Raw genomic sequence first — 21451 nt, forward strand, 5'->3', positions numbered from 1 at the left:
ATTGGAATGGGGAGCGAGAGCGATTGCAAAAACAAAATCCAGTTGAATTAATTGAATATGAGCTGACGACTTTTATCAGGAGAGCTGTTTATCTGGATCAATCAGAGAAAAGAACAGGGAATTTGGAGAGATCATCCTACTTATTGTTAAGACAATTGGATGAATTTGGGCCTGCCCGCGTAAAGGAGCTGGCCGATTCGTTTAAATTAGATATCTCTACTCTTTCAAGACAAGCAGCTGCATTAGAGGCGAAGGAGCTCATCTATCGTTTCTCAGACCCTTCCGATGGCAGAGTCAGTCTGTTTACTATTACAAAGCTTGGCAAACAAGCATTAAAAGCCGATAAGCAAAAGCGCCTTGAACGTTATGAACAGATGCTGAAAGAGTGGTCAACAAATGAAAAAGAAATGTTTGGCGAACTTCTGCAGCGTATGAACAAGGCCTTTATCGATTAATAGCCAAAAAACCCATGTGTTCGCATGGGTTTTTTTATGCCATTCAGGTTTATCTGCTTCGTTTGACGGCAGCCCATGCACAAGCAAGCCCGGCAAGAACAGCCGCCGATACAATCGGGCGCTTCGTAGCTTTCATGTAATAGCTTCTTGGCCGTATCCATCCTTTATTTGTGCCTCTGTCATGCAGGCCGTAGCCCGCTTCATAAAGCGCACTTTTTTCTCGGGGGTTCGACGGTCTTTCGGCATGCTGGCTGCAGTACATGATTTTTTCCATCAGTCTGTCGGTCAGCCGGGGGAAAAGAGCACCCAGCATGGCGATGGCTTTTGCCTGTGATCCGATGTACATGTCGCGCTTCGGGTGTTCGGCGGCAAACAGGATGGCTTCGGCGGCCGCTTCCGGCGGGTAGATCATAGAGCGGTAATGAGCCGGCTGTTTGTCGAGGTAGCTGCGCGCGTGTTCGTTGTAAGGCGTGTCAATTCTGCCCGGATGGATGAGCGTAACCGAGACGGGTGCCTGTTCTTTTTCGAGCTCCATTCGGATGCTTTCCGTCCATCCGTGAAGCGCAAATTTGGCTGACGTATATGCGGATTGAATGACCGTTCCCCTGTCGCCGAACAGGCTTCCTACATTGATGAGGGCACCCGGCACGCCTCTGCTGGTGTAGTGTTTGACGGCTGCTCTTGTTCCGTAGACAGGTCCCCAGAAGTTTGTGTCGAACATTCGCTTCATGTCGTCGACGGTGACGTCCATGGCGTGTCCGAAAATCGAGACGGCGGCATTGTTGACCCATGTGTCAAAGCGGCCGAATGTGCTGATCGCGGTTTCTGCGATGCGGTTGACGTCTTCTTCTTTTCCGGTATCCGCTTTCACCCATATGGCGTCGTGCCCTTTTTCCTTAAGCTCATCAGCGAGCTCCTTCAGCGCGTCTTCATTTCGTGCTGCTGCCACGACCTTTGCCCCTTTTTCAGCTGCCATTCTCGCAGTGACAAGACCGATTCCGCTTGAAGCGCCGGTAATGACAATCACTTGATCCTTAAGTTGTTTCAGTTTGAGCTTCGTTTTCATGCCGGGGTTCTGTTGTTCAAGCTGTTCTGTATTTGTGACTGCATCATCGTTTGCCATTAAGAATCCCTCCTGAACGCGTTTTTGTACCTTTACCCCATCCAGGAGGTTCTTAGCCCTTTTGACAATCACAGGGTTCTTTTTTATATTATATAAGTCGCTCTACCATACCTAGGAGGGAATGTTTTAATGACTAGCAGAGGAGATTCACGTGAAAAAATCCTTCACACGGCGTCACGTCTGTTCCAGCTGCAAGGATATCACGCGACAGGTTTGAACCAGATTGTGAAAGAAAGCGGTGCTCCTAAGGGATCGCTTTATCACTTTTTTCCGAATGGCAAAGAAGAATTAGCAATTGAAGCGGTTACATATACAGGAAAATTGATTGAACATCTGATACAGCAAAGCATGGATGAATCCTCTGATCCAACAGAAGCGATTCAGCATTTTATCAAAAAAACAGCCAGCCAGTTTGACAATACAGAAAGCATTCAAGGCATTCCAGTCGGTTTGCTGGCGAGTGAGACAGCGTTAATCAGTGAACCGCTGCGGACGGTTTGCATGAAGGTGTTTAAAAGCTGGGAAGCGGTTTTTGCGAAAAAATTAATGGAAAACGGATTTGCAGAAGAAGAAGCAAATCAGCTTGGAATGCTGATCAATTCGATGATTGAGGGCGGTATCATGCTTTCGTTAACGAATAAAGACAAAACGCCCCTTCTTCTCATTGCCGAGCAAATTCCAGTGCTGGTGAGAAAAAAAGGGTAGCATTTTGTTATCCTTTCTCCTACAATTATATAGAACGGTCTAGTCAGATAAACTATATTATATAGACTGGTCTAAATTGGAGGAAACGATATATGAAAACATTATGTGAAAACTCATTACCTAAAGAAAAAATGCCTTATTTGCTCCGCAGCGGAGAAGGTGAGCGCTATTTGTTCGGCAGACAGGTCGCCACGGTAATGGCGAATGCGAAGAGCACAGGCGATCTGTTTGAGATCGTGCTGCTTTCCGGGGGAAAAGGAGATGCCTTTCCGCTTCACGTCCACAAGGACACACATGAAGGGATTCTCGTTTTGGACGGTAAGCTTGAGCTGACACTTGATGGAGAACATTATTTATTAGTATCAGGCGATTATGCGAACATTCCGGCCGGAACACCGCACAGCTACCGGATGCAGAGCCACAGAACACGATTGGTGTCGTATACGATGAAGGGAAATGTGGCGCATATGTATTCCGTTATTGGGAATCCATATGATCACGCTGAACATCCGCCGCACGCAATCGAAGAAGTGTCAAACGAGCGATTTGCACAAGCGGCCGCTGTGGCGGACATTGCCTTTCTGGATGATGAAAATCCAGCAGATGCGGCAACATTAGCGGAACTTACAGAGCTTCCGGATAGAGCCGTTCCATACGTGCTTGAGTCTGGGGAAGGCGACCGTCTGTTGACGGGGGATCAGCTTCACCGCATTGTGGCTGCACAAAAAAATACAGACGGCCAATTTATCGTCGTATCATCGGAAGGCCCTAAAGGTGATCGGATCGTTGATCACTATCATGAACACCATACAGAAACATTTTATTGCCTTGAAGGGCAGATGACGATGTGGGCAGATGGCCAGGAAATTCAGCTGAACCCGGGAGATTTTCTGCATGTCCCTGCGCACACTGTTCACTCCTATCGTCTGGATTCTCATTATACAAAGATGGTGGGCGTACTGGTTCCAGGCTTATTTGAACCGTTTTTCCGGACGTTAGGTGAGCCGTATGAAGGCCACATCTACCCAAGTGAGCCTCAGGCTCTGCGCTTTGATCGCGTCCTGCAGAATATCGAAGCATTAGATTTAAAGGTAATGAAACCATAAAAATGACAAGATTGTAAGGTTCCCATGCATGCCCGACACCTAAATCGATGTTTGCTCGCTCCTTTTTTTCATACCCTTAAGGTACAGAAAAAAGGAGCGTGATGGATGTGGCTTCATTACAGCCGACTTTGGCAAATGAGCGGATCGGCGTGCTTGATGTGCTAAGAGGAATGGCGATTTTCGGCATCTTATTTGTCAATCTGGCACATTTCAGTTATCCGGATATGTACTTGTCTATGCTTGGAAAAGAGAACTTTTTTACAGAAAAGTGGTCTGAAGCAGACTTTGCAGCAGCAGACATACTGACATTCTTCATCCAAACAAAATGTATTTTGTTATTTTCCTTTTTATTTGGATTTGGCATGGTTGTCATGATGGAGAGAGCCGTAAGCAAAGGGAAGCGGTTTGTTCCGCTATATGCGAGAAGGTTAGCGGCGCTTCTCTTGTTTGGAACGGTTCATGCCTTTTTGATTTGGGACGGGGATATTTTAACGGAATACGCCCTGCTCGGCTTTGTCCTGCTCTTATTCCGAAAAGCAAAGCCGAAAACACTGCTGATATGGGCAGTCTCTTTGTATCTTTTGTTTTCCATTCCGTTTATTTTGACAAGCTTTTATCAATCAAACGGACAGGAATGGGTCCAAGCGGTAACTCAGCAAGCAAAGCAAGCACTTCATGTTTACGGAAGCGGCAGCTTGAAGGACATTGCGGAACAGCGGATCCACGATCGTCTTGTTTACATGTCTTCGAATGGCATGCTTACGTATAACCCGCTCAACTTCTTCTTTGCATCGATTCCTTATTTCAGCATGTTTTTGCTGGGAGCTGCGGCGGCGAAATCACGGTACTTGCACGATCCGGGAAAGTATCGCAAAGGATTGAAACGAGTGTGGATGGCCGGGCTTATCATCGGCATCTGCGCCCAGGTGCTGTACACTGTAACAGATAAGGAAATATTCTTGCTGATTGGCGCGCCTTTCTTGATGTTTTTCTATGTCACAACGGTTGTCTATCTTTATCATAAAACAAGTGTGAGAACAGTGCTCCAATCCTTCTCCGCTGTTGGACGGATGGCATTTACCAATTATCTGATGCAGTCTATCGTGTGTACGTGGATTTTCTATCATTACGGCTTGGGGTTGTATGGGAAAGTGTACCCTGCTGCTGGTGTGCTCATCACGATTGCGGTTTGTGCATTCAAATGGTCTTCAGCCACCTTTGGCTTCGTGTCTTTCGGATGGGGCCGTTTGAGTGGCTGTGGAGAAGCGCTACGTATATGGCGTGGCAGCCTATTGTAAAGAAAACAAAAGTCTAGATGCCCATTGGCGTCTAGACTTTTTTCTATTATTTATACACGACACGTGTTTTGCAAATGATGTCATGCAGGCCTTTTTTCTCTCCAAAGGCGATCATGATAAAACCGATATAAAAGATGATTCCTGATAAGATATATGCAAAGTAACGGCCAATTCCTTGTCCGACAGAAACCCGTTCGCCTTGTTCATTGACCACTTTCAGGCCAAGAATTTTTTTGCCGAGTGTGCCCTGCATTTTAGAAGATGTGAGCAGACCGTAATATAATACACTGATGACGATCGTGATCAGCATGGTAGGCAAAAATGCAAGCGTCATGTATTTCACTAAATACTCTTCTTCCGTCATGTAAGGGTCTGCTGCCACAGATCCAGCTACAAAAACACCATTGATAATAAATAGAATAATATAACTAGGAACAGATACAATAATGCCATCGATAAAATAAGCTAAAAAACGAATCCAAAATCCTGCCGGTTTTTCCATGTATTTTTCTCTCTCCTTTGAATTAATCTGGAATAGTATACTTTGAAAAAAAAGCACATGCAATATGATATGGTGATAAAATCCTGATATGCCTGAAAAATGAGTCTTTTATCCTTCTGTTTTTACTATATAAATCTACTAGTAGGTGATAAAAAATGTCTTATACATTAAAAGAAATGATGGAACATTGCCAAATGACCGAAGATGCCATCCGTTATTATGAGAAGATCGGACTGCTTCCGCCAGTCAAACGAAAGGCAAATGGGCATCGAGCGTTCAGTGAGGACGATAAAAAACGGCTCCTCTTTATCAGATGTCTGAAGAAAACGGGTATGTCTTTGGAGGAAATGAAGCCCTTCCTCAGCCTGCAAGAGCAGACTGACAGGTTAGATGATCATCAGCGCGCGCTGCTGAAAAACTATCAGGATAAGTTGAAACAGAAACAGAAAGAACTGCAAACAATTTGGGAGCTGATTGAAGAAAAGCTGGAGAGCGGAGAAGGATTTGGGCCGTCGCAGCAAAAAAATAGGTATTGACCTGGTGTTTACACCAGGTTTTAGCATAAAACACAACCCTGGCAGCAGGGAATCACGCGAATAGGGAAGTGTTTTATACATGAAAAACGTAAATATTGGAAAGACCGGGCTGAACGCCTTCAACATTGGTTTAGGTGCAGGTGTTGTCGGTAATGCGATGATGTATCCCAATGTGACGGAAGAGATGGGAAAAGATCTGATTCATGCTGCATTCGATGAAGGCATTGATTTTATTGATACAGCATATTTATACGGCTTGGGCAGGTCTGAGGAGATGATTGGAGAGGCCGTTAAGCAGCGCGGCAATCGGGAAAAGATCGTGATTTCAACAAAGGTTTCCCCTTCTCCCGAGTTTGTGAATGGAGCTGTGAAGACAGACATTCGACCGTCAGCGCTGCGCAAGGCTGCTGATGAAGCGCTTATTCGATTGCAAACCGATTATATTGATATCCTTTTTTTGCATTTTCCTGACAGCCGAACACCATTAGGGGAAGCGGCGGACGCGCTGGCTCAGTTAAAAAAGGAAGGCAAAATTAGAGCTGTTGGCGCATCTAATCTGGACTTTCATCAGCTGCAGGAGTTTAATACTGATGGCCATTTGGACGTGTTTCAAACTGAGTACTCTTTACTTGTACGGCATGCTGAGGAGGACATTCTGCCATACTGCAGAGAAAAAAGCATCTCTGTTATCCCGTTTTATCCTCTCGCTTCCGGATTGCTTGCCGGGCGGTACAAACACGATGATGTTTTCACTGATGTATCAAGATCGAATCACCCGCTTTTTCAGCGTCAGGCATTTCTGGAGAACCTTGAGAAAGTGGAGAAATTAAAGCAGTTTGCTGGACAAAAACAAGCGGAACCGGCGCAAATTGCATTGGCTTGGCTGTTACACCAGCCGGGGATTGATATGATTATTCCGGGAGCCACTCGGCCTGAGCAGCTGAGGGCTAATCTAAAAACAGCAGATATTCATTTATCAGAAGATGACCTGAAACAAATGGATCAGATGTTTGGCTCATAACATTTCGCAAAGATATACCCCAGATTGAAGAAAGGGTATATCTTTTAGTTATGATCGCTTTTTCCGCTGTTTTTGTTTTATGATATAAAGGATAAATTTTCTATTTTGAGAGGTGTCTGTTTATGTCTTCTAGAAAAAACAGAGTGGCGATCGTAACAATCATTTCCGCGTTCCTTTTTTGTGCCATGATTGCCGCTGCTTCACTTTCGCCGCTGGCCGGAACGGGAGGGGCGGCCAATCAATTTAACTCAGTCGGCATGTGGTCAGCTATCGGTATGATCCTAGTGTTGTATTTCATTCCTTTTCTCATTTACATGCTTGGAGTAGATGCGATGAGGTATGTAATGGCCGTGCTTTGCGGCTTTGGGCTGCTGATTCATTTGTCTTCGGCCGGTTTTATCTTGATGTTTAGTTTGTTCAGTGACCATCTTCTTTCTGAGGTGATCTTTGTGATCGGGGTTAGTCTCGCTGCGGCTGCTGTCAATGTCATTTGGTTTTTTGCCGCTTTTCGTTCTGCATCAAAAAAGCCCGTTACAAGAAGTATTACATAGTTTCCTAGACTTGTAATTTTACTGCTCATACAATTATAAAATGGATAATATGCTGTACTTATTGCGATCTCATTTATGGTCAAATCATTTCATATGAAAGCTTTGATTTGCTGAGGACGATTTATATCAGAATCTATCAGAAACTAGTGGATTTTGGGAAATAATTGAATGTGAGAAAGGCTGGCGAGAAGATCTCGGCAGCCTTTTTTGCTTTTCTATGTATAAATTTTGATATTATACGTTAGAGGCTGTACGGTTTCAATGAGATTTACTAGAGGAATTTTGTCTCGCAACAAAAATGTATTTGATCGCTAGTTATTTCTTTATTTTCCCTTTTAGTTGGTTTATAGAATGATAGAAAGGTTGGGTGAAAAGCGAAAGAGAACCCGCAAGATGATGCAGATTCTCTTCACTATGATTATTTAGAGGCTTGAATAAATACACCTTTCTCATGAGAAAACTCTTTAAATCCATATACCCCATGATAGGAGCCGATTCCGCTTGTGTTGACGCCGCCGAATGGCAGGTTGACGTCACTGAAGTGAACGACAACATCGTTGATGGCTGCGTTGCCTGATGTCGTATGCTGAAGGACGTTGTCGATCAGGTCTTGATTGTGGCTGAATACATAAAGCGCAAGCGGTTTATCGCGGTCATTGACGTAATCGATGACCTCGTCGATGTCTTCATAGTTCATCATCGGCAGGATCGGTGCGAAGATTTCCTCCTGCATGATTTTCATGTCGGGCGTGACGTTTTTCAAAACGGTTGGCGAGATCGTGCGGTCGCTGGCATCAAATACGCCTCCGAACACCACTTCCGCCCCTTTTTCGATGGCGTCGTCGAACAGGTCTTTGACACGGTTAAAGTTGCGGTCATTGACGATCTGCGTAAATTTGCTGCGGTCCGGGTTGTGATCATCCTCCATAAATCCTGCGTTGACGATTGTTTGTAAAATGCCCGCGAACCTGTCTTGCACGTCTTTTTTAATGAACAGATAATCAGGTGCGATGCAGGTTTGGCCGGCGTTTACGAATTTGCCGACGGCGATCTTTTTCGCTGCGTCCATTAGATCGTATTCACTGTCGATGATCGTTGGGCTCTTGCCGCCTAGCTCAAGTGTGACAGATGCCAAGTGTTTGGCAGCGGCTGTCATAACGATTTTTCCGACATTTGTGCTTCCAGTGAAGAAAATGTGGTCGAACGGCTGATCTAGAAGCTCGGTTGCCACCTCAACCTCTCCTTCAAAAATCGCGACTTCTTTTTCATCAAAAGCATCTCGAATGACTTTTGCGGCAATGTTGCTCGTATTCATCGTAAAATCGGACAGCTTCACAATCGCGCTGTTTCCGGCTGCGAGAGAAGCGGCAAGCGGCGCCATCGTCAGCATAAACGGATAGTTCCACGGGCCGAGGATGAGTGTTACGCCTTTAGGCTCGTACATGAGAATCCCGTTTGCCTCAGGGCTTAACGATGAACCGACTTCTTTAGGCGCCATCCATTTTTCAAGGTTGTTCATATTATCTCTGATCGCTTTTTTCGTTCCTTCGATTTCCGCTTTTTTGACCTCGTGATATGGTTTGCGGACGTCTTTGCGAATCGCTTCGATGATTTCTTCTTCATGGGCGATGACGGAATCTAAAAAGCGTTGAAGCTTCTCTATGCGCTGTTCCGCTGTTGAAGCGCGCAGTGCTTTTTGCTGTTTTTTCTGAAGCTGAAAGACACGCTGAATGTCGTCTTTTACTTGCTGTTCCATTGTAAAATCCCCCTCATTTGCTTTCTTCTTTTCTCGGACCTATTATAAAGTGGTACCTTTTCTGTAAGGAAGACAACGGTGAACCATCTATACGTTACCGTACATATATCGAACATCTGTCTAATGACAGGGGGTGTTTTTGTGGCGGAATCTGCTGAAGCTCAAGTGAAACAGGCGCTGCTGGCTTTATTGGAAGAAAGAGATATTCAACACATTACAATGAAAGAAATTGCTGAAAAGGCCAAAGTGAGCCGCGGGACGCTCTACCTTTATTATGAAGACAAGTTTTCAATCATTGAGGATGTGATCGAAGACATGAAGGAAGGGCTGGGTAAAGCGCTCCATGACGCCTTCAAGCATATGGATACCCTTCATTTGAACAAAAAACGGCAAACGGTGCATCCGACTCTGTCTTTTGTTCACAAGCATCGATCCTTTTTTGGTACGATGATGAACAGAGAACATTTTCATCGATTTTTTAAGGATGTGTTTCAGCAGGATGTCTTGCTGGCTCCGATCCATGTAAATTTAACGCCGATCGAACAGGAAATTTACGGACATTACCGGGCTTTGTACACGTACGCGATTATCTTGTATTGGCTGAATGAGGATGCAGCCGCGACTCCGGAAGCCATCAGCCAAAAGGTATGGGAGCTTGTTTCTCAAAAGCGGTTTTATTGGCTGTTTGGACAGGCTGCATCAGGGGAGCGACAGGAGGACAGGCAAATCGACAGGCGTGTGGTTCGAACGAGAGAGGCGCTGCAGAAGGCTTTGCTGGATGTATTGGCGGAGAAAAAAGACTACGCGGCCATCACGATTTCAGACATTACCCGGAAAAGCAATATCCGCCGCGCAACCTTTTATGATCACTATTCCAGTAAAGAGGAATTGCTGCAAACCATGATTCAGCAATCATGTGCGGAGATCATAGATCACCTGACGATTACCCCAAGTCCGAATGCGCTTTCCTTAGAGGAAGCGGAGGAGGCGCTCGCCAGTCTGCTTTCTGCTTTAGACCGCATGCCCATTGTCCATTTTCTCAATCGGGACTGGGATGTTCCTCATGTGATACCTGAGATGTTTAAAGTGCTGGAATCGTTTTACCTGCATCAGCAGACTGATATTCATGCGGGGAAAAAGCTTTATGCCTATTATGTATCCGCGATGATTATCGGGTTGATTATGTATCGGCTGGATGAAGGAAAGATGCATGCGCCGGAAGTGCTGGCGAGAGAGTTTTTGCAGTTTTTGGATGTGAAGAAATATAAGGTTGTATTGCTTTGAAAGACAAAAGAGAGGGGCATCCCCTCTCTTATTTCGTTTCTTCCTTCCATTTCTCATCAATCAGCATCTTCCCAGGCCATGTGTACGCCATGATGCCGCCGTCTGCGGTGATGTCCTCTCCTGTGACGTATGAGCTGTCGTCTGAAGCGAGAAACAGTGCCACTGTCGCCATTTCCTTCGGCTGGCCGAGGCGTCCAAGCGGCGTGATCCATTTGTTGGCTTCACGGAATTTTTCGCCCATTTCCTGTTCTTTGGTGCCGGCCAATTTATTAATCAGCGGTGTTTCGATTGTGCCCGGTGAAATGGAATTGACGCGGATGCCATTTCGTGCGTAATCAATCGCCATCGCTCTTGTCAGGTTGGTAATGCCGCCTTTTGCGGCGTTGTAGCCGGAACGGTCAAGATCTGCGGCCCGGCCTGACATGGAGGAGGTGTTGATGATGGAGCCTCCGTTTTCGAGCATGAGCGGAATCAGGTATTTGCTGCAAAGGAACGTGCCGCGCAGGTCGACAGCCATAATACGGTCAAACAGCTCAACAGGGTATTCGTGCACTTTTCCCCCTTCCTGATCAACGCCGGCGTTATTAAACAGAATATCTATTGTTCCGCACGCCTCCTTCATTTGATCAGCAAATGCTTTCACACTGTTTTCATCTGACACATCGAGGTGAAAGGCGTCCGCCTGTCCTCCGTTTTGTCTGACTGCTTCAACTGTTTCTTTCATTTGATCTGTATTGATATCTCCAATTATCACACGCGCGCCCTCATTGGCAAAAACCTCTGCCGTCGCTTGTCCAATGCCTGTTGCGGCGCCTGTGATGACTGCGGTTTTGTTTTCAAGTCTTCCCATTGTACAAGTCCTCCTTTTTCTATTTGTCTTCCCTCTGTGTACAGTGATAAACATGTGAGAAAAGAACTGCCAACATATGTTAAGATGGACTAGAAATTGTTGGGAGGTTTTTGTGTGTTGAAGGTGCAGCATAAGAAGGAGCTCAAGTTTTATTGCCTCGTCACGATTCCGTCCGCGTTTGTCGTGCTGACTGTCATCTCTTTTTTATTCCAAGAGATTACGTTTCCGGTCACAGCAAGGGCATTTCTGAATGCTTCATGGCATAATCTATTGTTTCTGATACCGTTCGGGTTGTTTTTCTACCCGGTGCATATATGGATGAAGCGGGAGTTTGGCCGCTGGAATGACACAGAAAAAAAGAGAGGGTGATCCTCTCTTTTCTAACAGAATGACCTAGAAAAGTAGTGAAAACAAACCCAACCAATGTTAAATTTACATATATATGCATCTATCAATCTAATTGACAATTGTCACCGCATGTGATAAATAGATGCTGTAAAGAGTTTACATAACCTAACAACATATCAAAAAGGAGCGATCCAGAGTGGCGAAAAAAGAGTTTAAAGCAGAGTCCAAACGACTGCTGGATATGATGATTAACTCGATTTATACCCAAAAAGAAATTTTCCTGCGTGAGTTAATCTCCAATTCGAGTGACGCGATTGACAAAATCTATTACAAAGCGCTGACGGACGATACGCTTACGTTTGATAAGGACAGTTACTACATAAAGATCGCAGCTGACAAAAGTGCGAGAACATTAACAATCTCTGATACAGGGATCGGGATGACAAAGGACGAGCTTGAGCAGCATCTTGGAACAATTGCAAAAAGCGGCTCCCTCGCGTTTAAAAAGGAAAACGAGCTGAAAGACGGACATGACATCATCGGCCAATTCGGTGTCGGTTTTTACGCGGCATTTATGGTTGCCGATGTCGTGACAGTCATCAGTAAGGCGCTCGGCAGCGAAGAGGCGTATAAATGGGAGTCTGCGGGTGCCGACGGCTATACGATTGAGCCGTGTGAAAAGGATTCTGTCGGTACAGACATTATCCTGAAAATCAAAGAGAACACAGAAGATGATAGCTATGACGAGTTCTTAGAAGAATATCGGTTAAAAGCGATCATTAAAAAGTACTCCGACTTCATTCGCTACCCGATCAAAATGGACACAACCATTAATAAGCCGAAGGAAGGCAGCGAGAATGAATTTGAAGAGGTGCAGGAAGAACAGACGGTCAACAGCATGGTGCCGATCTGGAGAAAGAATAAAAGCGAGCTGACAGATGAGGACTACGAAAAGTTCTATGCTGAAAAGCATTATGGATTTGATAAACCGCTCACACATGTTCATATCAGTGTAGATGGAGCCGTGCGCTACAACGCGATTCTATTCATCCCTGAAAACATGCCGTTTGACTATTATTCCAAGGAATATGAGAAAGGCTTGGAGCTGTATTCCAATGGCGTGCTGATCATGAACAAATGTGCGGATCTGCTTCCGGACCACTTCAGCTTTGTGAAGGGGATGGTCGATTCTGAGGATCTGTCGCTGAACATTTCCAGAGAAATGCTCCAGCATGACCGCCAGCTGAAGCTGATTGCGAAAAACATCAGCAAAAAAATCAAAAGCGAGCTGCAAAGCCTGCTCAAAAAAGACCGAGAGAAATACGAGACGTTCTACAACTCATTCGGCAGACAGCTGAAATTCGGTGTGTACAATGATTTTGGCGCGAATAAGGATCAATTGAAGGACCTCTTATTATTCTACTCTTCGAAAGAGAAAAAACTGGTCAGCTTAGACGAGTATGTTTCCAGAATGCCTGAGGAGCAAAAATACATTTATTACGCGACCGGTGATTCATACGATCGCATTGAGAAATTGCCGCAAACGGAAATGGTCGCGGACAAAGGCTATGAAATCCTCTACTTCACTGAGGACATCGATGAGTTTGCGATTAAAATGCTGGCATCTTATCAGGAAAAAGAATTCAAATCCGTATCAAGCGGAGACCTTGGCATAGACACGGATGAGGATCAAAAGCAATCCGAGGAAGAGGAAAGCAAGTACAAGGATCTGTTTGAGGAAATGAAAAACATTCTGTCAGATAAAGTGAAAAACGTCAGAATCTCAAAACGACTCAAATCACATCCGGTCTGCCTTGCTGCTGACGGTGAAGTGACGATTGAGATGGAAAAAATCTTAAACGCGATGCCGGACAGCCAAAATGTACAGGCGGAAAAAGTGCTGGAAATCAACCCGAATCATGAGGTGTTCCAAACGCTGCAGGACGCATTTGAACAAGATAAAGAAAAGCTGAGCCTGTACACAAATCTTCTGTACAATCAGGCGCTTCTCATCGAAGGCCTGCCGATTCAGGATCCTGTGGAATTTACGAACAATATTTGCAAGGTTATGGTGTAATAGAAAAAGGAATCGTCCCGTGAGGAGACGATTCCTTTTTTTTATAATGTGCGCTCATTCAGCACTTGGCTTTGACTGCTTTTCTTCTTTTTAAACCGTTTTTTCAGGCTTGCTTCAATTTCTTCCAAGCTCTTTCCTTTGGTTTCCGGAACCATGTAGAGGGCGAAGAAAAAGGAGAGAAGACAAATGACTGAGAAAATCATAAAGACCCATGCGATGCCCATTGCGCTGAGCATCAGCGGGAAGACGAGCGACACGATCAGGTTGGCTGCCGATAGCACCAAAGTGGTGAAACCTGTCGCTGCTCCGCGCGCTTTGGACGGGAAGAGTTCGGGCATGAGCACCCAAACGACCGGACCCCATGTCGCCTGGTAAAATACGATATAAACGCCGAGAAAGACAACTGTCATCCACGCTGTTGATGCTGAGAGTCCCAGTGTCAGAAGCACGCCTGATAATGCGGCCAGACTCAGTGTGATGCCGACACTTCCCCAGATCAGGAGTTTTTTGCGGCCGACACGGTCAATTAAGATCATGGCAGTGATGCACATGATGACGTTTAGGACGCCGATGCCCATTGTGCCGAGCGCAGAAGCTGATGTACCAAGGCCGGCTTTCGTAAAAATGGTCGGCGCGTAGTAGATCACCGTGTTAATGCCGACAGCCTGCTGAAAAATGGCAAGGCCGACACCAATCAGAAGCATAGGGCGAATCCATTTGGCTTTCAGCACGCCGAGTGTCGTTTCTTTTTTCTCTGCTTCCCCTTGCTTCATCTCTGCCAATTCCATTTCAATATCCTTGGGATCATGCGTGATGTTCATGATTCGTTTTGCTTCTTCTTCACGGCCTCGCTTCACGAGCCACCTTGGCGATTCCGGCATAAACGCAATGCCGATCAATAAAAGCACGGCAGGCACCGCAGCCAGACCGACCATCCAGCGCCACGCTTCAAACGGTGTAAACAGATAGTTTACGATATAAGCGAGCAAAATCCCGGTGACAATCATTAGATTGTTCATTGTGCCAAGTGTACCGCGGATTTTCGTCGGCGCCATTTCTGACAGGTACACAGGCACAAGCGCTGTTGAACCGCCAACGGCCAACCCGAGAATCACCCGAGACGCAATCAGCATGCCGACTGTTTGAGAAAACGCGCAAGCGAGTGCGCCGACAATAAAAATGATGGAAAGGACAAATACAACTTTTCTCCTGCCCCAGCGATCAGAGCATGTCCCGCTTAAGGCAGAACCGAAAATCGCGCCAAGGAGCAGCATGCTGACAACCAATCCTTCTGTCAATGTTGTTAAAGGAATATCGTTGTTGATAAAGAGCAGGGCTCCGGAGATAACTCCCGTATCGTAACCGTAAAGCAGCCCTCCTAAAGCGCCGAAAAAGTAGATCATATATTTCCTTGTGTTTGTCTTCACAAATGTTCCCCCTCAGTTGTTAGGCCAATGAGTATCTCTTATGTTTAACAAAGTTAATAGATTAGTACCCTTTTCCTATCTGATTTGAAACATTTGTTTTGAAAAAACGGACATTGCTTTAAAACCAAAACGCGGGGTATTGGCGATTTTTGCGCAAATTATTGATAACAAGAGCGATGATCACGATGACGACAGATCCAATGAGTACGGGAAATACTAAATAACTCCAAGCGTATGCACCTTGAATGACGACAATCGGGTCTGCGCCAGCGGGAGGGTGAGTGGTTTTGGTCAGCATCATCAAGCAAATGGCAAGCCCTGTCCCCAATGCAAAGGTCCATGGATGGGCGCCGAATACGTGAAGGACAACAATCCCTGTAAGCGCGGAAATAAAATGGCCACCAATCACATTTCTTGGCTGTGATAATGGAGCACTCCAAGCGCTAAATACGAGCACACAGCTTGCTCCAAAAGGTGCCATTAACCATAAGCTTGATGTATAAGCGGTCAACGAAGCGAGTGTCAGTATGGTGATAAATCCTCCTATAAGCCCTGTAACAGCGTCTTTGCCGTTTACCTGTAAAGGTGTTTTTCCTTTTCCTTTCATTTTCAAAAAGAAGTTGTTTTCCAAATTTATCCCTCCAGTATGTATAGAATAATAGCTAAAAACTAACCTGTCAATTTTATTTTTAATAGTTAGTTTGTCGTTTCAATAAAAAAACCGTTCGCAGGGAACGGTTTTTTACTCATTGTTGGTTTTTTTCTGATGGCGTGAGACCTTTTGTCTGTTGCCGCATATCTTCATGGAGCACCATTTTCGCCTTCCTGTTTTATCAAGAAAAAGCAAAATGCACTTTTCGTTTGCGCACCGTTTCAGCTGTTGGATTTCTTTTGTATGAATCAGCCATAACGCATCGTAAGCGATAAGCGATAAAATGGAATCATCTGGTTTTCCATTCGGAATGCGGGCGAGTTTGTCATCTATAACTTGATAAGAAAAGGGAGCGGCGGCGATTTGATTTTGCAGGAAGGAGATAAAAGCAAGAGAAGGTTCATTGCCTTCTGCTATACGCTCAAAGTGTTTTCTTAGCTCAGCCCGGAATTGATGAATCCGTTGCAATTGTTCTTGGACTTGCGGTAGCGTAAAAGAACTGAGAAAAGGAGCTGTTTCTCCCATTATTTCTAACCACACCATCAGATCTTTTTCTGACTGAATGAGATCGTGCCGTTTATCATAGCTTATGATTTCAGTATTAACGAGATCGAGAGAAAGGTTTTGTGTGATAAGAGGGAATTGAGCATTTGCCATTGTGATCATTCCTTTCAAACTCATTGTAAGCGCCAAAACCTTTTTCACGCAAGGATATGAGTAAAAGGAGTCTTTACAGTTTATCCTTCAGGCGGGCTGCTGATGATAGGGGCGGTGCTCTTCCTGTTTACACGAAAAGTGCCGGAGGAGAAAACATCATAAAAAACCTTACTCACGCGGAGTAAGGTTTTGTTTTTTTATTCTCCCTCATTGACGAAAACCAAGGCGGAGAAGCCTTTTTTCTTATCAAATTGCAATTCAACGACTGTAACGTCTGGATTGAAGTTGTGGTATTTCTCTAAGAACTGAATAATGCCTTCTGAAATGTCATCTGAATCAAGCTGCTTGTGGTGCAGGCCATATTTGGCTTCAGCGAAGAATCCTGTACGCTTGTTGTAAGACAGCTCTTTTACTTCAACGTCCTCAGGGTAAATCTCTTCTTCATTAGATATATACACACAAATCCCGTCTACAATTTCTTGCTCATTTAATACTAATTTCATTACCTAAAAGCTCCTTCTGTACGTCTTCGGTGATTTGAATGCGCGAATCAGAGCGATGACAATGAGTAAAATAATGATCAGAACGATGACATCAACGATCCAGGCAATCGGCGAAGCGCCATAAGAAACATAGCCCGGGCCTCCGACTGGATGATAGGTGTAACCCCAAGGGTGCATCATGCTGATCATAAACATGCCCGTTGTGAATCCGCTATAATAGCCAAACCATCCCGATGGCGAGAATCCTGCATTGTAGTAATGATTCACTGAAACATAACGTCCGCCCACATAAGCTTTAGACGTTTTTCCACTGTATGTCTTTCCGCTTACTTTTGATGTGGCGCCGGAAAACGTGCCTGACGATTTTTTAGAGCTTGATGAGCTCGACTTTTCCGAAGATTTTTTTTTCAGCGAAATCGATGATGATGAATCGTCAGATGTCTTGGACTTTTTGCTTGAAGAGCTTGATCCTGAACTGTAGCTTGATTTCGGGCTGGATTTATAGCTTCCGCTGTATGACGAGCTTGAACTTCGGCTGCTGTAACTGGATGATGAGCGGCCGCTAAAACTTTTGGCATGAGAAATGGTTGATGGCAGCAGTACACCTAAAGCAACGGTTACTGCGACTAAGGCTTTTACATATTTAAGTTTCATTCTGTTTCCTCCATAGACCGGCGAAACGATCCGTTATTCTGAGCAGCAAATAAAAGAAGCTAGGTCAGACTTTTTATTCATATGAGTCTCTTATTCCCATCTAACGTTTCATATCTTGTTTTGCTTTTTCAATCACTTTCTTTCTGAGATAATCTACCTTTATTTTATCGGATTTATGGCTCTTTTTGTAAGCTTTTGCTTAAAATTAGTTAGATTTGGAGCTACTAAAGGGCTTTCTCATCATGCAATCATAGAATGATAGATCAATTTTGCCCAAATAAAAACAGCCTTCCCAATGGAGAAGGCTGTTTTATTCTTCTTATGCGAACAGCTTATCAATAAACGAAATATCTTCCTGAGAAAGCGTCACGTCTGCTGTTTTGATGTTATCAACCAGCTGATCGGCACGTTTCGCTCCCGGGATGAGAATATCAATTTCCGGTCTTGCCAAATACCAAGCCAATACGATGTGAGGGATGTCCACGTTGTGCTTTTCGGCAATCGGCGCAAGCTTGTTGACCTTTCTGATATTTTCTTTGAAACGCTCGCCCTTGAAGTTTTCCATTTCGTTTCGTAGGTCACCCTCAGGGAACGTTGTATCTTCTGTATATTTTCCTGCCAATAATCCCGATACGAGCGGGAAGTAAGGGATAAACGAGATATTATGCTCCTTCGTATACGGGAAGAATGTGTTTTCCGCTTCGCGGTTTAACAGGTTGTATTCGCCTTGCAATACATCTACCAAGCCGTCTCTGTTTGCTTCTTTCAGCTGCTCTAAAGAGAAGTTGGATACACCGATGGAACGGATTTTTCCGGCTTGCTTCATTTCATTTAGTGCGTTAACTGCTTCATCCTTCGGCGTATGTTCGTCCGGGAAGTGAATGTAGAACAAATCGATATAATCCGTATTCAAACGCTTCAGGCTTTCATCAACTGATTTCTTAAGAAATTCTGGTGAATTATCAAAGACAAAATCATTTCCTTGTTTTCTGTGCGCGGCTTTTGTTGCGATGACAACATCTTCACGGTTAAATTCGCGCAGCACTTCACCAATTAATTCTTCGGAACGGCCGATCCCGTAAATATAAGCGGTATCTAACATCGTCACGCCATTACGGATTGCCTCGCGCACCAATTCTTTTCCGGTTTCTTCATTCAGGTTCGGGTAGAGGTTGTGTCCTCCGACAGCATTTGTTCCTAATCCGATAGGGAATACCTGCAAGTCTGATTTTCCGAGCTTTGCTTTTTTCATGATCTGCCTCCTAGAATAAAATGGATGAAAGACTCTCAACACTATTGTAAACGTTAGGCCAGATGAATGCTGATTTGGTGCTCATTGCAGTACTGTGTGTACTCGTCATCTAATGGCTGAGATGTCACAATGCAATGCAGCCTGTCAAACGGCGCATACGTCAGAAGCGTTGATTTTCCGAATTTTGAATGGTCAGCCAATAAATACACTTCTTTTGCTTTTTCCGAAATCCTCTTTTTAATTTCGTACTCCAGCAGATCCGAATTGGTCAATCCGTGTGTCAGCGTCGTTCCGGTAGCAGACATAAAGGCTTTGTTGATATTGTACTTATCAAGCATAGCCGGGTCGTCCATGCCGACAAAGGAGCGCGTTTTTCTCTTATAGTTGTTTCCGATAATGATTAAGTTGATATTCTTCAAAGCTGAAGCCGCATTGATAATGTCTAAACTGTTGGTTAAAATGGTGACATTTTTGGCTGGATCAAGCGTATCGAGAATAGACTTTGTTGTTGTTCCTGAATCAATGAAGATTAAATCGTGATCTTCAATAAACCGGGAAGCATAATGGGCAATTTTTGTTTTTTCATCTTGGTGCTGAATGGTGCGATTCTCAAAAGGAACTAATGCGGTTTTCTCAATAGATGTTACGCCGCCGTATACTTTTTCAATCGCACCCTTTTCTGTTAACTTGTTGATATCACGTCTGACTGTGTTTTTGGAGACATTGAACACTTGGCACAGCTCATCTAAGGAAACAGTGCCATGCGATAAAATGTACTCTTCCATTTCCTGAATCCGCATCAGTTTCATATTAAAAAACTCCTTCTTGAATCTTTACGTAACATAAATATATAATAAAAACCAAAAGTTGATCAATAGTTGCTAAAAAAATGATAACATCGGTGTATATCTTTTGCAAGATTCGACGGTCTTCTCTTACCTCTCTTAATTGATTAAAAGATTAATATAATAAAAATAATGAAAAAATTTAGTGTTTATGATTGACTTATGGGTATTATGCGATTAGAATATAACCAAGAAATGACCAAAAAGTAACCTGATGTGTATGAAATGGTTGCTTGTATCTAAAATTGCATCACCATTTATTTTTTTGGTTTTTTTGAAAGCGTTTAATTCTTGGCTTACTGAAACAGTGGATATTGATATGAATCTATCCTGAACCACCCATACAAGTGTATGTGTTTACTAATGAAGGAGGCAATAAGAATGGCAGAAATCAGAAAATTAAAAAACTACATCAACGGTGAATGGGTTGAAAGCAAAACAGATAAATATGAAGACGTTGTGAATCCGGCGACGAAAGAAGTGCTGTGCCAAGTGCCGATTTCAACAAAAGAGGATATTGATTACGCTGCGCAAAAAGCGGCTGAGGCATTTAAAACATGGTCAAAAGTGGCGGTTCCGCGCCGTGCCAGAATTCTATTTAACTTCCAGCAGCTGCTGTCTCAGCATAAAGAAGAACTTGCTCATCTGATTACGATTGAAAATGGAAAAAACACAAAAGAAGCTCTTGGAGAAGTAGGACGCGGAATTGAAAACGTAGAATTCGCAGCTGGAGCACCTTCCCTGATGATGGGTGACTCACTTGCTTCCATCGCAACAGATGTTGAAGCTGCCAACTACCGCTACCCAATCGGAGTTGTCGGCGGAATCGCGCCTTTCAACTTCCCGATGATGGTTCCTTGCTGGATGTTCCCGATGGCAATCGCGCTCGGCAACACATTTATTTTAAAACCATCTGAGCGTACACCGCTGTTAACAGAGAAATTGGTTGAGCTTTTTGAAAAAGCGGGTCTTCCGAAAGGGGTATTCAACGTCGTATACGGTGCGCATGACGTTGTAAACGGCATCCTCGAGCATCCTGAAATTAAAGCGATCTCATTCGTAGGCTCCAAGCCAGTCGGCGAGTACGTCTACAAAAAAGGAAGCGAAAACTTAAAACGCGTTCAATCTCTGACAGGCGCGAAAAACCATACGATTGTCCTGAACGATGCGAATCTCGAAGATACGATCACAAACATCATCGGAGCAGCCTTCGGTTCGGCTGGTGAACGCTGCATGGCTTGTGCGGTTGTAACAGTTGAAGAAGGAATCGCTGATGAGTTTATGGCGAAGCTGCAGGAAAAAGTGGCTGACATTAAAATCGGTAACGGCCTTGATGACGGCGTATTCTTAGGACCGGTTATTCGCGAAGACAACAAGAAGCGCACACTCAGCTACATTGAAAAAGGGCTCGAAGAAGGCGCGAGACTCGTTTGTGACGGACGTGAAAATGTATCTGACGACGGCTACTTTGTCGGCCCGACGATCTTTGACAATGTCACGACAGAGATGACGATCTGGAAAGATGAAATTTTTGCTCCGGTCTTGTCAGTCATCCGCGTGAAAAACCTGAAAGAAGCGATCGAAATTGCCAATAAGTCTGAGTTTGCGAACGGTGCCTGCCTGTTCACATCCAACTCAAACGCAATCCGCTACTTCCGTGAAAACATTGATGCGGGAATGCTCGGCATCAACCTGGGTGTGCCGGCTCCAATGGCATTCTTCCCATTCTCAGGCTGGAAGTCTTCATTCTTTGGAACGCTGCATGCGAACGGAAAAGACAGCGTCGACTTCTATACGCGTAAAAAAGTAGTTACGGCAAGATATCCAGCACCTGATTTCAACTAAACGA

The 21451-nt window shown here is 44.5% G+C and carries 21 protein-coding genes and 1 pseudogene; 11 read left to right on the forward strand and 11 right to left on the reverse strand.

Going from position 1 to position 21451, the window contains the following annotated elements; translation table 11 throughout:
* Positions 1–23: 23 nt before the first annotated feature.
* Entirely contained in the window at positions 24–455 is a 432-nt protein-coding gene (locus tag LWH95_RS13950; RefSeq protein WP_003236430.1) for a MarR family transcriptional regulator, read from the forward strand.
* A 49-nt stretch (positions 456–504) separates the two neighbouring features.
* Here the strand turns inward: LWH95_RS13950 and LWH95_RS13955 are convergent, their stop codons facing one another.
* Positions 505–1578, reverse strand: a complete 1074-nt coding sequence (locus tag LWH95_RS13955; protein WP_232919805.1) for an SDR family oxidoreductase — start codon at positions 1576–1578, stop codon at positions 505–507.
* A 129-nt stretch (positions 1579–1707) separates the two neighbouring features.
* Here LWH95_RS13955 and yxaF point away from each other — a divergent pair, with 129 nt between their 5' ends.
* From yxaF to LWH95_RS13970, 3 genes and pseudogenes are all read left to right on the forward strand, one after another.
* A complete protein-coding gene (yxaF, locus tag LWH95_RS13960; RefSeq protein ID WP_003236428.1) occupies positions 1708–2283 on the forward strand; it encodes a transcriptional regulator YxaF in 576 nt (191 codons plus the stop codon).
* A 92-nt stretch (positions 2284–2375) separates the two neighbouring features.
* Positions 2376–3389 carry a quercetin 2,3-dioxygenase gene (locus tag LWH95_RS13965; RefSeq protein WP_232919806.1) on the forward strand — a complete coding sequence of 338 codons (1014 nt, stop codon included), beginning with the start codon at positions 2376–2378 and terminating at the stop codon, positions 3387–3389.
* A gap of 107 nt (positions 3390–3496) precedes the next feature.
* Positions 3497–4704: pseudogene (locus LWH95_RS13970) on the forward strand (DUF418 domain-containing protein).
* 29 nt (positions 4705–4733) lie between these two features.
* Here LWH95_RS13970 and LWH95_RS13975 read toward each other — a convergent pair.
* On the reverse strand, positions 4734–5189 hold the full coding sequence (locus tag LWH95_RS13975; protein ID WP_003236425.1) for an RDD family protein: 456 nt from the start codon (positions 5187–5189) through the stop codon (positions 4734–4736).
* Between the two features lie 155 nt (positions 5190–5344).
* Here LWH95_RS13975 and LWH95_RS13980 point away from each other — a divergent pair, with 155 nt between their 5' ends.
* From LWH95_RS13980 to LWH95_RS13990, 3 genes are all read left to right on the forward strand, one after another.
* Complete coding sequence (locus tag LWH95_RS13980) at positions 5345–5725, forward strand: MerR family transcriptional regulator (protein ID WP_232919807.1); 381 nt, start codon at positions 5345–5347, stop codon at positions 5723–5725.
* Between the two features lie 79 nt (positions 5726–5804).
* On the forward strand, positions 5805–6746 hold the full coding sequence (locus LWH95_RS13985; RefSeq protein ID WP_133485330.1) for an aldo/keto reductase: 942 nt from the start codon (positions 5805–5807) through the stop codon (positions 6744–6746).
* A gap of 122 nt (positions 6747–6868) precedes the next feature.
* On the forward strand, positions 6869–7297 hold the full coding sequence (locus LWH95_RS13990) for a DUF5391 family protein (protein ID WP_232919808.1): 429 nt from the start codon (positions 6869–6871) through the stop codon (positions 7295–7297).
* Positions 7298–7715: 418 nt separating this feature from the next.
* Here LWH95_RS13990 and LWH95_RS13995 read toward each other — a convergent pair whose 3' ends face one another.
* Positions 7716–9053: an aldehyde dehydrogenase family protein gene (locus tag LWH95_RS13995; protein WP_133485334.1), complete on the reverse strand. Its 1338-nt coding sequence runs from the start codon at positions 9051–9053 to the stop codon at positions 7716–7718.
* Between the two features lie 141 nt (positions 9054–9194).
* Here LWH95_RS13995 and LWH95_RS14000 point away from each other — a divergent pair, with 141 nt between their 5' ends.
* Positions 9195–10337: a TetR/AcrR family transcriptional regulator gene (locus tag LWH95_RS14000; protein ID WP_232919809.1), complete on the forward strand. Its 1143-nt coding sequence runs from the start codon at positions 9195–9197 to the stop codon at positions 10335–10337.
* A gap of 28 nt (positions 10338–10365) precedes the next feature.
* Here the strand turns inward: LWH95_RS14000 and LWH95_RS14005 are convergent, their stop codons facing one another.
* Positions 10366–11187 (reverse strand): SDR family oxidoreductase, encoded by an 822-nt coding sequence (locus LWH95_RS14005; RefSeq protein ID WP_133485338.1) that lies wholly within the window; start codon positions 11185–11187, stop codon positions 10366–10368.
* Between the two features lie 117 nt (positions 11188–11304).
* On the opposite strand from LWH95_RS14005, the gene LWH95_RS14010 reads away from it, so the two are divergent.
* Together LWH95_RS14010 and htpG are read left to right on the forward strand one after the other, a co-directional pair.
* Complete coding sequence (locus LWH95_RS14010; RefSeq protein ID WP_133486268.1) at positions 11305–11556, forward strand: hypothetical protein; 252 nt, start codon at positions 11305–11307, stop codon at positions 11554–11556.
* 175 nt (positions 11557–11731) lie between these two features.
* Complete coding sequence (htpG, locus tag LWH95_RS14015) at positions 11732–13612, forward strand: molecular chaperone HtpG (protein ID WP_148982279.1); 1881 nt, start codon at positions 11732–11734, stop codon at positions 13610–13612.
* A gap of 41 nt (positions 13613–13653) precedes the next feature.
* Here htpG and LWH95_RS14020 read toward each other — a convergent pair whose 3' ends face one another.
* From LWH95_RS14020 to iolR, 7 genes are all read right to left on the reverse strand, one after another.
* Positions 13654–15039, reverse strand: coding sequence for a sugar porter family MFS transporter (locus LWH95_RS14020; protein WP_060399896.1), 1386 nt, complete (start codon positions 15037–15039; stop codon positions 13654–13656).
* A 118-nt stretch (positions 15040–15157) separates the two neighbouring features.
* Positions 15158–15646, reverse strand: a complete 489-nt coding sequence (locus LWH95_RS14025) for an HPP family protein (protein WP_225515665.1) — start codon at positions 15644–15646, stop codon at positions 15158–15160.
* Between the two features lie 135 nt (positions 15647–15781).
* Positions 15782–16348 carry a CGNR zinc finger domain-containing protein gene (locus LWH95_RS14030; RefSeq protein WP_148982281.1) on the reverse strand — a complete coding sequence of 189 codons (567 nt, stop codon included), beginning with the start codon at positions 16346–16348 and terminating at the stop codon, positions 15782–15784.
* A gap of 197 nt (positions 16349–16545) precedes the next feature.
* Positions 16546–16851: a DUF2653 family protein gene (locus tag LWH95_RS14035; protein WP_232919810.1), complete on the reverse strand. Its 306-nt coding sequence runs from the start codon at positions 16849–16851 to the stop codon at positions 16546–16548.
* A 3-nt stretch (positions 16852–16854) separates the two neighbouring features.
* Positions 16855–17505 (reverse strand): hypothetical protein, encoded by a 651-nt coding sequence (locus LWH95_RS14040; protein WP_084994141.1) that lies wholly within the window; start codon positions 17503–17505, stop codon positions 16855–16857.
* Positions 17506–17824: 319 nt separating this feature from the next.
* Entirely contained in the window at positions 17825–18757 is a 933-nt protein-coding gene (locus tag LWH95_RS14045; RefSeq protein WP_019259956.1) for an aldo/keto reductase, read from the reverse strand.
* 53 nt (positions 18758–18810) lie between these two features.
* On the reverse strand, positions 18811–19566 hold the full coding sequence (gene iolR, locus LWH95_RS14050) for a myo-inositol utilization transcriptional regulator IolR (RefSeq protein WP_084994145.1): 756 nt from the start codon (positions 19564–19566) through the stop codon (positions 18811–18813).
* Between the two features lie 417 nt (positions 19567–19983).
* Here iolR and iolA point away from each other — a divergent pair, with 417 nt between their 5' ends.
* Positions 19984–21447, forward strand: a complete 1464-nt coding sequence (iolA, locus tag LWH95_RS14055; protein WP_060399889.1) for a methylmalonate-semialdehyde dehydrogenase — start codon at positions 19984–19986, stop codon at positions 21445–21447.
* Positions 21448–21451: the final 4 nt, after the last annotated feature.

This window comes from Bacillus sp. G16, from assembly GCF_021282335.1.
Lineage (GTDB): Bacteria > Bacillota > Bacilli > Bacillales > Bacillaceae > Bacillus > Bacillus inaquosorum.

Bases quoted from the DNA above. Each gene is read 5' to 3' on its own strand.
- iolR (WP_084994145.1), bottom strand. From the start codon at position 19,566: ATGAAACTGATGCGGATTCAGGAAATGGAAGAGTACATTTTATCGCAT.
- LWH95_RS13995 (WP_133485334.1), bottom strand. From the start codon at position 9,053: ATGGAACAGCAAGTAAAAGACGACATTCAGCGTGTCTTTCAGCTTCAG.
- LWH95_RS14005 (WP_133485338.1), bottom strand. From the start codon at position 11,187: ATGGGAAGACTTGAAAACAAAACCGCAGTCATCACAGGCGCCGCAACA.
- LWH95_RS14030 (WP_148982281.1), bottom strand. From the start codon at position 16,348: ATGGCAAATGCTCAATTCCCTCTTATCACACAAAACCTTTCTCTCGAT.
- LWH95_RS13965 (WP_232919806.1), top strand. From the start codon at position 2,376: ATGAAAACATTATGTGAAAACTCATTACCTAAAGAAAAAATGCCTTAT.
- LWH95_RS13985 (WP_133485330.1), top strand. From the start codon at position 5,805: ATGAAAAACGTAAATATTGGAAAGACCGGGCTGAACGCCTTCAACATT.
- LWH95_RS13975 (WP_003236425.1), bottom strand. From the start codon at position 5,189: ATGGAAAAACCGGCAGGATTTTGGATTCGTTTTTTAGCTTATTTTATC.
- yxaF (WP_003236428.1), top strand. From the start codon at position 1,708: ATGACTAGCAGAGGAGATTCACGTGAAAAAATCCTTCACACGGCGTCA.
- LWH95_RS14035 (WP_232919810.1), bottom strand. From the start codon at position 16,851: ATGAAATTAGTATTAAATGAGCAAGAAATTGTAGACGGGATTTGTGTG.
- LWH95_RS14045 (WP_019259956.1), bottom strand. From the start codon at position 18,757: ATGAAAAAAGCAAAGCTCGGAAAATCAGACTTGCAGGTATTCCCTATC.
- iolA (WP_060399889.1), top strand. From the start codon at position 19,984: ATGGCAGAAATCAGAAAATTAAAAAACTACATCAACGGTGAATGGGTT.
- LWH95_RS13955 (WP_232919805.1), bottom strand. From the start codon at position 1,578: ATGGCAAACGATGATGCAGTCACAAATACAGAACAGCTTGAACAACAG.
- LWH95_RS14025 (WP_225515665.1), bottom strand. From the start codon at position 15,646: ATGAAAGGAAAAGGAAAAACACCTTTACAGGTAAACGGCAAAGACGCT.
- LWH95_RS13980 (WP_232919807.1), top strand. From the start codon at position 5,345: ATGTCTTATACATTAAAAGAAATGATGGAACATTGCCAAATGACCGAA.
- LWH95_RS13990 (WP_232919808.1), top strand. From the start codon at position 6,869: ATGTCTTCTAGAAAAAACAGAGTGGCGATCGTAACAATCATTTCCGCG.
- LWH95_RS14040 (WP_084994141.1), bottom strand. From the start codon at position 17,505: ATGAAACTTAAATATGTAAAAGCCTTAGTCGCAGTAACCGTTGCTTTA.